We start from the raw sequence: 15850 nt of genomic DNA on the forward strand, positions 1-15850 counted from the left end.
TTCTATTGATGAGCCAACTTTCAGCTGAAAAGTTATTAGCGGCTTGGGAGCAGGGATTAGATAGACCAATTTTAGAAAAAGTGATGATACTTTTAATGGCGTCATATCCTGAAATCAAGCCAGATACTTTTCTTAATATGAGTATCGGTCAGCGTGATCAATATCTTTTTAAGTTAAGGCAAAGTCTTTTTGGACAACAATTATTTAACTCTGTTAACTGTCCTCAATGTGAAGAACGGTTAGAGTGGGAAAATAAAGTGTCTGATTTTCTTGCGGTTGAAAATGACTTTAGTAAATTGCAAGATTCCTTGTTTATAGAAGTTGAAGGTTATAAGGTTTTTTTTAGGCTGCCTAATAGTATTGATATCTCATCCGTTTTGCTGATCAATGATTTAAATTTATCTGAGCAATACTTGCTTCAAAAATGTATTAAAAAATCAGAGTACCAAGGGAGTGAGTGTAAGCTCGAAGATTTGCCTGAAAAAATATATCAGGAATTAAGTCAAGCAATTGAGCGGTTGGACTCGCAAGCTGAAATTTTGATTAATTTAAAATGTCCAGAATGCTCTCATCAATGGGATGTGGTTTTTGATATCGCTAATTATATTTGGAGTGATCTAAATGATTGGTCGGTACAAATGCTACAATCGATTTATCGGTTGGCAGCCGCTTATGGATGGAGTGAAAAAGAAATCTTATCTTTAAGCCCGTTACGTAGACAGCTATATTTAGGAATGCTTGATTGATGAGTCGCTTTTTAAAAAATATGATAAGTCGGCATAAGCCAACTAGTCAGCATCTTAAATCGAGTCAATTTGTTCAGCCTCGCCCTAAAGCAACATTTGAAACTGTTAGCACCTCTGATGGGATAGGTGAAATTCAAACTGGTTTGTTTAAAAATATCCAAACTGATGAAGAAAATGATTTCTCAACAATACAATCAAATGATGGTTGGTTAGAGGGTGAATATGGGCAAAAAAATCAAAAAGAATCTCATCCTGTAGGGGAAATAAAACACATATTAGAACGTGACAAAGCTATTCAGTCATTACAACTTGGTGGTGATGTTGGGCGTGTCAATAAAACGCAAAATCAATTTGATATGTCGATGCCTAATAACCATGAAAATGACACTGAAAAAGATAAATTATTAGGCTCTAGTGAGGTGATTAAAACACCACTAGAGAGCGGCTCTTTATTTGAAAAAGAGTTCATTAGTACTGATCGAAACATAACGGGCCAACTCAGTTATAATAAGAAAAATGAGCATGTAGTTGATAAACAACAAATTAGTGATAAAACAAAATTAAACCACTTATTAAATCAAGATAGTCAACTACTTCAGACAAAACCTTCTAGTCGAGCTAGCTCAGCGTTGAGTGAGGAAAACCGTTTTAATTATCTTGAATCAGAACAGTTACGAGCATCTTTAGTAACGTCATCAATACCACCACATATTATAGAAACTGATGAGACTATATCGAGTTTAAATAAAGTGGATAAGCACTTAAACCAACTCAATCAAGCCAACCGTTTTTACTCGTCCAATAAAATGAATAATCAATTAGAAAATGAACTCATTAATAAAATAAAACGAAGTGTTCAAGCTAAAGGAAATTCAACCAATTCGCAACAAGCAGAGCCGACGATTAATATTACTATTGGAAAAGTTGAAGTAAAGGCACAAAGTCAGATTGTCAAAGAGACATCCGCTAAAAGTTCAGATACTGGCATGATGAGTTTAGATACTTATTTAAAAAATCGAAGTAAGGGAAAATCATGAGTAATCCTGATGCAATTGCCACCGTAACCGCAACGCTACACCACTTACTGACCAATGCAGTCCCCACTGCTTCTATTACAACAAAGCCTCCTAGTACTGCACGAACGTCATCATCAACAGCAGCACAAATTAATCTATTTTTATATGCGACTCACTACAATTCTGCTTTTAGTAATTTGCCAATACCGCATCAATCTAAGAGTGGAGAAAACGCATTTCCACCATTACCGCTTGTTTTAAAATATCTTATTACTGCTTATGGTAGTAATGATGATGATATTTCTGGACAGCAATTAATGGGGCAAGCAATGAGTTTTTTGCATAATCACCCTTTACTTGGCGAGTCTGATATTGTTGGTATAACGCCCGATTCAGGATTACAAAGCCAAATTGAAAAAGTAAGAATTACGCCTGATTCATTGTCACTTGATGATATGTCTAAACTTTGGAGTAGCTTCCAGTCTGCTGAGTATCGGCTTTCAACGGGGTATGAAGTTTCTGTTGTGTTAATTGATAGTACTAGACAAACAAGAACACCTTTGCCTGTATTAAAACGTGGTGCTGATGGTTTAGGTCCTGAAGTTATTGTTGGTTCTCCTGCATCTTTAACTGGATTAAGTTTTGTAAATAATAAACCTACTGCTGAACTAGAAGATCTAGTGACATTAACTGGAAGTCATTTAACTAGTGAAGATAGTGTGATTCGTTTTGAGCATGCTAAATTAGACGATAATATTGAAGTTCAACCAGTGAACACTTTAAGTAAAACTGAACTAAGTGTTCAGTTGCCCACACTTGTGGATGATCCAAATCTTGGGTTTAATTGGCCTGCTGGTTTTTATACGATATTGCTAGTGACTCAACGAGCAGGATTGCCTGCGATGAAAAGTAACTCCATTTCATTACAGTTAGCGCCGCAAATTGAGTCTATTTCACCAACGAATGCATCAGCTGGTGAGGTCGCTTTTACAATTGAATGCATGCCCCAAATTAAAGCGGGACAATCTGTTGTATTATTATTTGGCGATCAAATGATATCGGCTGATAGCATCGTTACTCCTGCAGATCCAACCGCCGTTACAACGCTGACTTTTACAGTCAGTACAACAGCAAGAGTGGCTCCTTATGTATTGCGTTTACGTGTTGATGGTGTCGATAGTATTCCGATTGATTTTAGCGGAAGTACACCTGCTTTTGCAGCGGATCAGCAGGTAACCATTTCATGAAAGAACAAACCAGTTGGATGGAACATAATAACCAACAACTCAGCTCTTCTATTGAATGGTTGCACTATCAGCTGAACTGGCTCATCAATGAACAAAATGGTGAGAACGAGAATGTTGTTGAAGCACCAGAAGTTAACAATACTCCTCAAAATGAAAAACATACGGCTGCAATTAATTTATTAGCCAGTGCGTTAAGTCTATCTGATTTTGAAAAAAATATACTATTGCTCTGTACCGCAATAGAGTTAAATGCTGAAACATCTCTACTGTGTGCAAAAGCGCAAGGGGACTTTAATAAAAACTACCCAACATTCTCGTTAGCATTTGCACTGTTTGATAATCCTGACTGGAGTGTTATGTCCCCTCATGCGCCATTAAGATATTGGCGGTTATTAGAAATTAATCAACCGGGAGTACAGCCATTAACCACTGCTGCATTAGCTGCCGATGAACGGATCATGAATTATATTAAAGGACTTAATTATATTGATGATCGTTTAACCAACTTAATGCAACCATTGAATAGCTTTGTATCAAAAGTTGAAGTGAATGGGCAAGTTCTTAATGAGCAACTCCCCCCATCACAGCAAGAAAAAGTTGAGCAAGTTATTTTTCAATTAAAACAGTCTAATTTTTCAGGAAAACCACCAGCAATTGAATTAGTTGGCAGTGATTCAGCAACCAAAAAAATGATAGCTACCCATGTTGCAGGTCAACTTGGATTAAACCTTCAATATTTGCCATTAAAATCTCTGAATATGCAGCCAGGGGATTTTCAAACTTTTATGCGGCTTTGGCAGCGAGAGTCTATTTTGATTCCATTGGCTTTATATATTGATATAGAAAATGCTAATGAGGAAAGCCAATCCTATATTAATCGATTTATTAATGGTAATAACGGCGTTCTTTTTTTAAGTACTGACAAAAAAACTATTTCCAGTGAAGATAGTCGTTTTTCTATTGATATTAAAAAAGCAACGCCAGATGAGCAACAAACTTTATGGACTGGTTTACTCAACTCGGTTGATATTGTTTATCCAACAAGGTTGGCTGAGCAATTTTCATTTACTCAGTATCAGATTGCTCACATTATTAATGATGTTTTAGAGAGTAAACTCAATGAGGAATTCGCTGCGAGCGAAGAGAGCATTGAACAACTACTTTGGGAAAAGTGTCGACTTAAAGCCCGTTCTGGGATGGAAAAGTTAGCTCATCGCATTCATGTGAAGTCTAACTGGGAACAGTTGGTTTTACCTGTCGAACAAAAAACATTACTAGAACAAATTAAAGGGCAGGTGTTTTATCGAAATCGAGTATATAAAGATTGGGGGTTTCGTGAACAAATGAATCGTGGTTTAGGGATCAATGCTTTGTTTTCTGGAGAAAGCGGTACTGGTAAAAGCATGGCGGCAGAAGTTATTGCTAATGCGCTCAATTTAGATTTATATCGTATTGACCTGTCGTCGGTAGTTAGTAAATACATTGGTGAAACGGAAAAGAATTTATGTAAGTTATTTGATGCTGCTGAAGATAGTGGAGCGATACTCTTTTTTGATGAAGCTGATGCATTGTTTGGTAAACGGAGCGAAGTAAAAGATAGCCATGACCGATATGCCAATATTGAGATTAACTACCTATTGCAGAGAATGGAATCTTATCGTGGCTTAGCAATATTAGCGACTAATATGAAAGCGGCGTTAGATAAAGCTTTTGTAAGACGCTTGCGTTTTATCATTGACTTTCCATTTCCTGGAGTTGAAGAGCGTAAAGCAATTTGGCAAAAAGTGTTTCCCGAAAAAACGCCGCTTAATAAGTGTTTTGATTATGAACGTTTAGCCAAATTAAAACTGACGGGAGGCAATATTCATAGTATTGCATTGAATTCTGCTTTTATCGCGGCACAAAAAGGAAGTGTTGTCACAATGTCAATTGTTTTAGGTGCCGCTCGTGAAGAATATAAAAAGCTGGAGCTTCCTTGTAAGGAGTCTGACTTTTTTTGGAATGGACAATTGTAACCTGTTAATTCTAAGGCATATATGATTATAAATATCCATATTGATAAAGTTATGATAGATTCTTCAATTGCAGAGTCAAATCAAACAAATTCTATAAAAAATGCCATACAAACTGAGATAAAAAAACAGCTTTTAAAACAAAGTGGAACTCCTTTCAGGCAGAGCCCTAAGCCATATAAAAAGCTTAGCACAAAACCAATATCGATAAAACCAAACTCATCCCCAAAGCAAGTTGGAACTAAAATTGGAAATGCTGTTTACTCTTGCTTTGCTAGTAAAAAGTAGCGTTTATTAAATATGTTATTGAATAAACTGCTACCGATTTTACTTGAACAAGTATCTTGAGATTAAGTTGAACCATACTAATTCATTACAATCAAAAAAAAGTTCAAGCATACTACATTCCAATCGAGGCATGTTTCATAAAGGGTGTGCCTGTGGAAATAAAACAACGCTTGGTGGAATGTGCAATAACTGTTCAAGTAAAAATAGCTATATTCAAAAAAAACTTAACGTTGGAGCAGTCAATGATCCATTAGAACAGGAAGCTGATAATATTGCGGAGGCAGTAGTTAATAAGCCTGCTCCATCACATCATACAAATAGTAAAAAACAACCGCCTTCACAGCCTAAAAAAAATCTATTACAAGCGAAAAGTCATTCAGCAGACAACCATTCTACAAGTATTCAACCTACACCTAATTTGCTGAATGATTCAGGTAAAGCGCTACCTAATGATGCATTAAATTATTTTGAACCTCGTTTTGGGGTTAATTTAAATCATTTGCGAGTTCATCACGATAAAGCTAGTCATGAGTCTGCACAAAATTTACATGCAAAAGCTTATACAGTTGGTAATCATATTGTTTTTAATCGTGGGCAGTATTCACCTGAAAGTCATGCTGGAAAGTTATTGCTCGCTCATGAAATAACTCATGCTATTCAACAAAGCGGTGGATATTCTTCGGCTCACAATGAATACAATAGTATTACGCCTGTTAATGGAGCATTAATACAAAGAACATTATTCGAAGATTTTGTTGGTTTGGTGGCTGGTGATGAGGCCCAAAGAGTGGTTGAAAATTTACGCCGTTCAGTCGAAATGTCTCCACGTTTTTTTACCGAAATATTTGTTGGAGAAGTGCTTGATTCAATTATAGAAAACTGGCCTGCATTTTTAGCGGTAACTGTTGGGTTAATCGCAACAGAGTCATTAATCGCTGGATTAGCGGCGACACCAACCGGTATTAGTCAACTAATTGCTGCTATTTTACAAGCCCTTGTGATTGTAGTTATGGGATTTTTTGCTGGAATCGAAATTGGTAGTGCTATTGTTGAGGGTACTAATTGGTTTCAACAATGTATGGAAGCTGGAGATGATGAACAAGCTTTAGAGCAAGCCTCGCGCTCTTTTTTAAGAATGATTCGTCATATTATGTTCGCCATTCTTGTACTTATTGGGGTGCGAGCGAGAGTGCAAGGAGCGGGCGCCTTGGCTGATGCTAGTGCTGCTCGTTCAAGTGCAATTGCTAGTCAGCGTCCTTTACCGCCAGGACCTACTCCACCAGGAGTAACCAGAATAACCAGTAGCCCTCGATATAGGCCGCCTTCAGGCCCGGCTTCTGGCGCTGGCTCAAGTGGTCCTGTTGCTTCTGCCACCGAAGGGGCTCTAGCCCGATCATTACCTGCAACACAGCCTGCACCGATTACTCAGCCTGCCCCAGTGACAACTCCGGCTCCATTAACCGCACCCGCGCCGAGGGGAATTCCCAATATCGGACCTAGAGCAAGTGTGCCTGTTACTATGCTAGATGGTGTATCAGCTACAGGTGCCGGGTTATCTGCCTCAACATCACTTGCACCTGCTTTACAGTCACAACCTGAAGAGCGGGATAATGACTGTGGGCCATTACCGATTTCTTGGCCTACTGAACTACCTGTTCCTGGTCTTAACTTAGTTAGAACCAACGCCGGAACTCGTGAGTTTGAAGGCATTGATGATGGAACTGCAGAGCAAAGAGCATTGGCCGCTGAAATTAGAGCCGCTCGTTATACGCCCATGCTAGATGAGCCAACTCCACCTTCGCGAGTTTGTTTTGATTACGAACATGGAGATGATTATGATGCTCATCATATTCATCCCAGGTTTTTAGGGGGAGGCGACTATTATCAAAACTTATGTGCATTAGAACATAGGAGACACATGGCTGGTCATAGACGACTCAATGATCAAAATGCTTGGATCAATACTTACCAACAATGCGGTATTAACTCTGGAACATTAACTCGGCATCCTCAGTATACCGAATATTATGTGGCGGACATGAAGTAGATATTGGTTATTCTTTATGAAATCGAACACCCAATTAAATGAAAATGTAACAACCCCAAGCCGATTAAACGGTTCTTTACAAAGAAAATGCAGTTGTGGCAAAAGCGATTCTTTAGGTGGTGATTGTCGTGAATGTAAAAAGAAAAAAAGTTTGTTCCAGAGAAAACTAACCATTGGTTCAAGTAATGACCCATTAGAAGTTGAAGCTGATAGAGTCGCTTCCCAAGTTGTATCAATGTCAACTAATGCTAAACCACTGATGAGTTCTACACCAATCAAAATTCAAAAAAAGAGTATTCAATCTGGAACAGAAAGTATAGCTCCTCAAAGTGTAGAACGAGCAGTTGCCAGTACGGGTATTCCAATGGGTTCTCAAATTACAAAAGAAATGCAACACTATTTTAATTATGATTTTTCAAAGGTTCGGCTCCATGTGGGATCGTCTGCGGAAAGATCGGCTCGTGATGTTAATGCCAATGCTTATACACTAGGTAATCATATTGTTTTTGGTACTGGTCAATATGCGCCAGAGACACATCGAGGAAAAAAATTATTAGCACATGAATTAACTCATGTAGTACAGCAAGGAGAAGCTTCAAATATTAGTCATAATTCTCAAATACAAAGAGAAGTGACTAACCAAATATCAACAATAGAAGATCGGTTAACTTATAATATTTTGGATTGGGCAATTACTGATAGTAATGCGCATGATGTGATTATTATTTTAAAGCGTTTAAATGATACTGATTTAGCCGATACGATTGCTTATATGGAACAACGAGGCTGGGTTGATCGGCTTTTTGAAAATGTTAGCGAGGTTGATCAAACTGCGGAAGTGAGTACTTTAGAAAGAATACATCGTTTGAGAGTACATACTCGTACAACACGTTCAGGTAGTAATGAGGTGACTTCAACAGTTGTAGGTCCCTGTAACCAAGAACAAATGCAAACGATACTAAGTAAAATTCAAACAGCAAAAAACTGGGCTCGCCGAGCTAAAAATAGAGTTAATAATTTTATCAGTCGTCCTGCGAATAATGTGCCAGTGCAAAGCTTACTTGATAGATATTTTTTTCATCAATCAAGTGCAGGTAATTTAACCGTTGCACAGCAACAGACTCATGCCAGACAAATCAGCCGTAATTTAGAAACGGTTGAGCAGCAGAATAATCCGTTTTCTCAATATTGTGCTAGCCAGTTTGATTTAACTTGTCGAGCAATGGCTGCTGCGTATGTTTCATCTTCAACTCGAAGAATTACTTACTGCAATTCATTTTTTTCGAGTTCTTCTAATTGGCAAAGCTTCGCATTATTTCATGAGTTAATGCATGCTTATTCTGGGGTGGATGATCGTGGATATGGTAATGAGCGAATTTTTGCTTATTTATCGCCGGCCAATGCGATTAATAATGCTGATTCTTATGCCTTGTTTGTGGTTGAATTATTGAATGAAGTTGGGGGTGCGAGAGGAGTGAGAAGCCCTGCACCGAATGATAGCTATGCAGACTGTAATGCTAATCAGCAGAATATTCTACGAAGAGATTTTGCTTTTGCATCTCGTATGGTTTTAAACTCACTAAATGTATTGCCCAGTACTCCTCGCATTGGCTCTGCTGAAGCATTAGCGCATTTTAAAACAGACCAGCCCTCTCAATTGGCTCAAGTAATAAAACGATTAAAAAAATTGGATACTGAGATTTCAAGCCGTATTAATTTTGAGTGTGAAGATAGTTGTGATTCAGGAACAGCAGGTTATTACTATAGCGTGTTTGGAAACACCGCCCATATATGCCCAGCTTATTTCAGAATTGCTAGCAACAGTGACAGAGAAGATAATATATTTGCGATTGTTGCCATGGAAGAGTTAGGTTTGTCCTCATTTATTCGGCCAGGAGAGGGAAATTATGCTACGCTTTCAAGAGCACAAGCTTATGACAATGCTGGCTCTTATACTGGCTATGCGCGGGCTGTAACCAGTCGGTGGTGGGCATAGTGAGAGCAAAAAAGGTTAAAGTGATTTTAAAATTCAACAACAATAAAGTTAACTTTATTTGTTTGGAGAATCAAAATGAACTTAGATAGAAGCTCAAAACGAAAAAGTATTTCATCCTCTCATCTTTTATCGCGTCATGCGTTACAACGAAAGTGTTCCTGTGGTAATCATACGCAAGGTCAGGGGAGTTGTGGATCATGCGGCGGTGATTTAAAAGAAAAACAGATCCAAAAAAAGTTAAATTTAGGCAGCGAAAATGATCCATTAGAAAGAGAAGCGGATCGAGTTGCCAATGAAGTCACATCTCATTCGGCTGGTATTACTAATTCTATTGGTGGTCAGCGAATGCCTGGTCAAGGTATTCAAAAAGCAGGTCAAACCGTTTCTTCAGTTACGGATCCAATGATACCGACAAAGTCAATTGGTAGTGGAGTGCCATTAGCACAAAATCAACGTGATTATTATGAAAGTCGAATGGGATATGACTTTAGCCATGTCAGATTGCATACGAATAAAACCGCTAATCATGCTGCTCAATCAGTCAATGCTAGAGCCTACACTCAAGGAAATCATATTGTATTTAATACAAAGCAATACAACCCATCCTCTAATTCTGGGCGTCAGTTATTAGCACATGAGCTGACTCATGTTGTGCAACAAACAAGTCGTTCTAGTCACGCTGGAGAAACGACGACTAATCGAAAAATTCAACGAGACAGGTTGGAATGTACTTCTAGAAGAACGGTTAAAGTGTCTGCTGTTAGCTTGCCTGGTTCAACGGGATCGATTAGCACAGATATCGCCAATGCTAACCCTATACTTTGTCAATGTGGTATTGAATTACAGGCTGTTGGTGGCCAATCGTGGAATACTAATTTATTAGATCTTGATGCTCCGAATGGAGTGTTAAATGCGCCGAGTGGTACAGTAAGAGCGTTAACAAGAGAAGAAAATACTATGCTTGCGCATAAACCAGCAGGTGATGATGTGATTCATGTTTATTATGTGCCGAGTTTTACTGGTCCTAAGTTAGCTGAGGCTTTTTGGCCAGCACAACATGGTGAGTCTGCTGTTGCTGTAAGTAACGCTGCAATACCGATTGTATTTCCACATGAAATTATGCATGTATTACTAAATGATGGTTCACATCATGCCAATAGAGATAATTTAATGGCATCGGGTGGCGTTAATTCTGGCGCGGGTGAGCTAGAAGAAGCTCAATGTGCTAGAACATAATAATAAAGCCAGTATAAAAATTTTATAATAAAATTAAAAAACTTTTCATCAATTTCAAATTAAGTGAGTTTATTTCTCGCTGACTACTTTCATTATTTAAGCACCTATCAACATGATTTAGAGTAAAGTTCTTGAGTTATAAAACAAGTTCCTTAACAAAAAAACTGAATTCAGATGCTCACTTATCTAATCGAGTGATGCAACGTAAATGTGCATGTGGCAATCGAACTCAATCAACAGAAAAATGTGAGCAATGTCAATCAAGCGAAGGTGTGATGCAATGCAAATTAACAGTGGGTGATAGTAACGATCCTTTAGAGTTAGAAGCCGATCGTGTCGCTGACCAAGTTTTGTCTATGCCTTTGAATTCTAGTATTAACTCTTCACCCGTTAAGGTGCAAAGATTGACATCAACAAGCACAAACCATTCTGGTACTGTGCCTAAAAGTGTTGAAAATACATTGGCAATGTCAGGCAGTCCTTTAAGTAATGACTTGCAGCAAAATATGGGACAACGGTTTGGTTATGATTTTTCATCAGTCAGAATTCATAACAATGAAAGTGCAGCAAGGTCAGCTCGCGATGTTAATGCAAATGCTTACACAGTTGGTACAGATATTGTATTTGACAGGGGCCAATATATGCCTCAAACGACACAGGGTAAAAGGTTATTAGCACATGAGTTGACTCATGTTATTCAACAAGATGATTCTGGAGTAACAAATCACAGGCTTCAACGAGATATGGTTCGCGATAGAGATGAAAATTTCTATTTTGAGTCGCGTGAAGATGCCCAGAGGCGATTTGATAATATCATTCGTCTTATACCAGATCCTGCAAGAGAAGATAATTTTTTAATTGAGTGGCGTTGGGATCCTACCAATCCATCTGAAGATGCTTGGACACGAGGAACCATCTCACGAAGTCGAGATGCAGCTGAAGAAAGGCGAGATCAACTTGTTAGAATTGTGGAAAGTGATGGCCGCTGGTTTATTGAAAAAGATGACTCTCTAGCACCTGAAGAAACATCTGAAAGTGCTGAACCTCCATCTTCTGATGCTTCACCACCAACAGAAAATGATGAAGCAGATGGTTCTTCAGATAGTGAAAATTCTGATACAACCACGCCAAATACAACTACACTAACTTGCAGACGGTTTCAGCGTGAAACACAGGCGATTATTGATGGTAATCCACGAAATTATCCAACAGGCGTTACTATGGAACGTCATGTAATAGGGAGTGGAGATACTTTCTCAGGACTTGCAGAAGACACGGTTGCCGACAATAACGTAACACTGGCGTCTCAACTGGCAATTGAACTGAACGCACTTAATACACATGTTAGTGCCAATGCAATGAGAATCGGTGATTGTGTGCTTGTTTTGAGAAATTGGACGCATGCAAGCATTGGTTCATTACCTAGTGGTGTGACTAGCTCAACAGCTTTAACAGCATTACCTACAGATGTGAAAGAGGCGATTGCTACTGTTTATGGGGAGCAGTGGAACACGGGCACAAATTCTCAAGAGCAACAAAAATATATTTGGTTTTCGATGAGATTACGGATTGGAACTTCATTAAGGGGAGCTAACTTATCAAGGGTTCTTGATCCGGCAGAGTATCATGCCATTGGAGGCAACTTGTACAATGATGCAATTACAGAGTTAAATAGCGGTAGTATATCTTCAACTGGAATTAGTAATGCTAAAGATGCCGTTTTAAATAATTTTACTAATTCCGTTCCTAATGATGCAGGTGTTTTTTACTTTCATTGGTTAAATAGCAGTACTTCGCAAAGTTGTTTTGATGCAACAAGACGACGAGAAGAAGGTAGTGGTGCCAGTCGCAGAAGTTTAACTTCTGCAGAAATATTGACCATAGAAAGAACTTGTGCGCAAAGGTGGGCTGTGCATCAAGGTTGGGATGCAAATTTATCGGCTGGTGCCGGGTGGCACAAGCGGATTAGAAGTGATGGTAATGTCAGGATCGGTTCAATGTATATTTATCGTGGCTTTTAATAACGGTAGGTTCACTAAACAGATTATCAATATATAGAAAACTTAAATGTTCTGTACTCGAGAAAAGCTTCGGAAGTAACTCCTTATTTTGATTTCATAGAACATCATAGCACTACTTACATGGAAATAATAAATCATGACAACTTACCCAAACTCTCCCAATATTGCTAAGGCTGGTATTGTGATGGTTGATGCTAAAAGCGGAAAAACCATTAGCATGATCACTTTGCAGTACAACTCGGAATCTTTAAGCCGTTCTTATGAACCGCAAAATTTTGGCGAAGGCGGTCAAGGCAATGCTCTGCGCTATAAAGGCCCAGCGGTTGAAACATTAACGATTGAGGCTGATATTGATGCTGCCGATCAACTTGAATTTCCAGATGAGTTTGCGGATGTGGTTGAACATGGAATTCAACCGCAAATTGCTGCGTTAGAAGCTTTGATTAATCCAACGAGTGAGCAGCTAAATAATAATAATATTTTAGCATCGGCCGGAACATTAGAAATTGCACCCATGGAAGCACCAATGGCACTTTTTGTATGGAGTAAAAATAGAATTGTTGCTGTATCTTTTTCGAGCTTTAGTATTACCGAAGAAGCATTTGATACTAACTTAAATCCGATTCGGGCCAAAGTGAACCTCACGATGAAAGTACTTAATGTTAATGATGTTGGTTTTAAACATAAAGCCGGTAGTTTATTTATGAATTATTTACAAAATAAAGAAAGGTTAGCGACTAAAGCAACAGGGGCTTCGCTAAATGATTTTGGAATAGATTCATTGCCCTTCTAAAAAGTACTACAGACAATAATAGATTTTAAATCATAGGACTTTATATTATGAGCGATCCAGTCAAAGCTTTTTTACAAAATAGTGGTTTAGAGCAAACTAGTTTTTCTGCTAATAGCCGTTACTCAGGTATTGAAACAGCAGAGTGGGACAACTCAAATGGATTATCCGTTAAATACGTTAAGCGACGATTTATTTCTAAACCAGAAAACTTTGCATTACTACAAGAACATTTGGTGGAAGAAAATGATCGGCTAGATAATATATCGACAAAATATTATTCAGATCCTGTTTTGTATTGGCGAATATGTGATGCTAATGGTGCGATGAAGCCTGATGAATTAATTGAAGAAACGGGCTCTCGAATAAGGATTACATTACCTGAAGGTATCCCAGAGCCGGATGAAGGAATATTATGATACGAGGGAGTGTACATTTAACATTATTAATGGGCCCTGTGGTTCCAATACCTGCACCTCGAATTGTGATGGATGCATTAAATAGTGTGACTGTTACTCATTCTGCTGGTTCTGCCAGTGGATTTCAAATGACATTTTCATTTGAAAGTTCATCGCAACTGAATACTATTTTTATGCTAGTACCGGCTTTAAGTAGTACCGTAGTAACACCACCATTAAGAGTTATGCTCATTGTTACTATGAATGGAATACCGACACCATTATTCGATGGTGTGTTGAGCAATGTGCAAGTCTCTGGAGGACAAAGTGGCAGTGCCGGGAGTATTACGGTTACTGGTGATGACTTAACTAAGGTGATGGATAAGCAGGAATTTGATGGCTTACCTTATCCAGCAATGCCGATAGCTGCAAGAGTTGCGCTAATTTGTGCTAAATATGCGGCTTATGGAATTGTTCCTGTACCTATTCCAGAAATATTTTTAGAAGTCCCGATTCCTGTTGATAAAATCCCTGCGCATGAGGGGACTGATTTAGAATATATTAATAAGCTGGCAACTGATGTTGGTCATGTTTTTTACATTGAACCTGGGCCTGCTCCTGGTGTTAACATTGCTTACTTTGGACCGGAAATAAAAACGGGGGTGCCGCAGCCCGCACTCAATTATGACATGGGGCCTCATACCAATGTTGAGTCATTAAATTTCACTTTTGATCCAACAAAGGGTGTATTGCCCATTGTTTTTATTCAAAATCAATTAACACGTGTTCCTATTCCATTACCAATTCCTAATCTTAATCCGTTACAGCCTCAACTAGGCGCAGTATCGAGCAGTTTGAATAATATTAAATTAATGAAAAATACCGCCAAAATGAGTCCGGGTAAAGCTTTGTCTGCAGGTTTGGCCGAAGCGGCAAAGTCTCAAGATAATGTTACCGGTACTGGTAGTTTGGATGTACTTCGATACGGACGTATTTTAAAAGCAAGACAACTCGTTGGTGTTAGAGGTGCCGGAGTGGCTTATGACGGATTATATTTTGTAAAGAGTGTAACCAGCACAATTAAAGCAGGAGAGTTTAAACAAAGTTTTAATTTAACTCGTAACGGGTTAGTTTCAATCACACCTAAGGTACCTGTATGACAAAGAAATATTATGGTAAGTATCGAGGCATGGTTCTTAACAATGTCGATCCTTTGCAACAAGGTCGCTTGCAAGTGCAAGTTCCAGATGTTGCTAATTTAATTCCCACTACCTGGGCTATGCCGTGTGCTCCGGTGGCGGGTATTCAAAATGGTATGTTTGCATTACCAATTATTGGTTCTGGCGTGTGGGTCGAGTTTGAGCAAGGTGATCCTGAGTATCCTATTTGGGTTGGATGTTTTTGGGGAAGTGCCGCAGAAGTGCCAGCGCTTGCATTATTAACACCACCGGTAACACCCGCGATTACTTTGCAAACGCCGTTGCAAAATGGCATTACAATTTCCGATATGCCTGGGCCAACTGGCGGTATTATGATTAAAACCACCACGGGTGCTTCTTTAATTATTAATGACACTGGCATATATATGCAAAATGGTAAAGGTGCCATGATTAATATGGTAGGACCCACTGTTGATATTAACAGTGGCGCGTTAACGGTGGTATAAATGCCAGGACCTTTATTACATGTTGGTGCTACTGTTATTTGCACTCACGGTGGACAAGCGCAGCCTACAGCTCCTAATCCTCGAGTGATGGTGAGTGGTCAGCCTACTGTTTTGATGACTGCGCCTTACGTTGTTGCAGGTTGTCCATTTGTTACGCCAGGAGGAAGTCCACTTCCTTGCGTAACCGGGCAATGGACTGTTGCAGCAACCCGAGTTTTTTCAAGTGGACAACCTTTAGTGTTAATGGACAGCCAATCAGTTTGTGTACCTAACGGTACACCTATGATCCCTACAGTAGCGCAAGTCAGAGTATCAGGCATGTAAAACTCAATGGATAAATAAAAAGAAGTCGATTTATTTTTTATTTATCCATTAAGCCAATTCAAA

General features: G+C 38.8%; 14 protein-coding genes. All 14 read left to right on the top strand.

The features are described from left to right. Nucleotides 1-8: 8 nt before the first annotated feature. Complete coding sequence (locus ACT5E3_RS08345) at nucleotides 9-746, top strand: T4 family baseplate hub assembly chaperone (RefSeq protein WP_444997845.1); 738 nt, start codon at nucleotides 9-11, stop codon at nucleotides 744-746. Beyond that, nucleotides 746-1783, top strand: a complete 1038-nt coding sequence (locus ACT5E3_RS08350; RefSeq protein WP_444997846.1) for a hypothetical protein — start codon at nucleotides 746-748, stop codon at nucleotides 1781-1783. The genes ACT5E3_RS08345 and ACT5E3_RS08350 overlap by 1 nt, the downstream gene beginning before the upstream one ends. Then, a complete protein-coding gene (locus tag ACT5E3_RS08355) occupies nucleotides 1780-3009 on the top strand; it encodes a DUF4255 domain-containing protein (RefSeq protein ID WP_444997847.1) in 1230 nt (409 codons plus the stop codon). The genes ACT5E3_RS08350 and ACT5E3_RS08355 overlap by 4 nt, the downstream gene beginning before the upstream one ends. Then, on the top strand, nucleotides 3006-5024 hold the full coding sequence (locus ACT5E3_RS08360; RefSeq protein WP_444997848.1) for an ATP-binding protein: 2019 nt from the start codon (nucleotides 3006-3008) through the stop codon (nucleotides 5022-5024). Before ACT5E3_RS08355 ends, ACT5E3_RS08360 begins: the two co-directional genes overlap by 4 nt. A 21-nt stretch (nucleotides 5025-5045) precedes the next feature. Beyond that, nucleotides 5046-5309, top strand: coding sequence for a hypothetical protein (locus tag ACT5E3_RS08365; RefSeq protein WP_444997849.1), 264 nt, complete (start codon nucleotides 5046-5048; stop codon nucleotides 5307-5309). A 67-nt stretch (nucleotides 5310-5376) separates the two neighbouring features. Continuing rightward, a complete protein-coding gene (locus tag ACT5E3_RS08370) occupies nucleotides 5377-7356 on the top strand; it encodes an eCIS core domain-containing protein (RefSeq protein WP_444997850.1) in 1980 nt (659 codons plus the stop codon). A 16-nt stretch (nucleotides 7357-7372) separates the two neighbouring features. Further along, nucleotides 7373-9352 carry an eCIS core domain-containing protein gene (locus ACT5E3_RS08375; protein ID WP_444997851.1) on the top strand — a complete coding sequence of 660 codons (1980 nt, stop codon included), beginning with the start codon at nucleotides 7373-7375 and terminating at the stop codon, nucleotides 9350-9352. Between the two features lie 75 nt (nucleotides 9353-9427). Continuing rightward, the gene (locus ACT5E3_RS08380) at nucleotides 9428-10588 is read left to right on the top strand and encodes an eCIS core domain-containing protein (RefSeq protein ID WP_444997852.1); all 1161 of its coding nucleotides are present in this window, start codon (nucleotides 9428-9430) and stop codon (nucleotides 10586-10588) included. A gap of 131 nt (nucleotides 10589-10719) precedes the next feature. After that, on the top strand, nucleotides 10720-12609 hold the full coding sequence (locus ACT5E3_RS08385) for an eCIS core domain-containing protein (protein ID WP_444997853.1): 1890 nt from the start codon (nucleotides 10720-10722) through the stop codon (nucleotides 12607-12609). A gap of 136 nt (nucleotides 12610-12745) precedes the next feature. Further along, entirely contained in the window at nucleotides 12746-13402 is a 657-nt protein-coding gene (locus tag ACT5E3_RS08390; protein WP_444997854.1) for a hypothetical protein, read from the top strand. 47 nt (nucleotides 13403-13449) lie between these two features. Then, nucleotides 13450-13818, top strand: coding sequence for a hypothetical protein (locus ACT5E3_RS08395; protein ID WP_444997855.1), 369 nt, complete (start codon nucleotides 13450-13452; stop codon nucleotides 13816-13818). Beyond that, nucleotides 13815-14957, top strand: coding sequence for a hypothetical protein (locus tag ACT5E3_RS08400; protein WP_444997856.1), 1143 nt, complete (start codon nucleotides 13815-13817; stop codon nucleotides 14955-14957). Before ACT5E3_RS08395 ends, ACT5E3_RS08400 begins: the two co-directional genes overlap by 4 nt. Next, nucleotides 14954-15463 (top strand): phage baseplate assembly protein V, encoded by a 510-nt coding sequence (locus ACT5E3_RS08405; RefSeq protein WP_444997857.1) that lies wholly within the window; start codon nucleotides 14954-14956, stop codon nucleotides 15461-15463. The genes ACT5E3_RS08400 and ACT5E3_RS08405 overlap by 4 nt, the downstream gene beginning before the upstream one ends. Then, nucleotides 15464-15787 (top strand): hypothetical protein, encoded by a 324-nt coding sequence (locus tag ACT5E3_RS08410; RefSeq protein ID WP_444997858.1) that lies wholly within the window; start codon nucleotides 15464-15466, stop codon nucleotides 15785-15787. It abuts the gene before it with no gap. Nucleotides 15788-15850: the final 63 nt, after the last annotated feature.

This window comes from Aliikangiella litoralis (assembly GCF_052495765.1).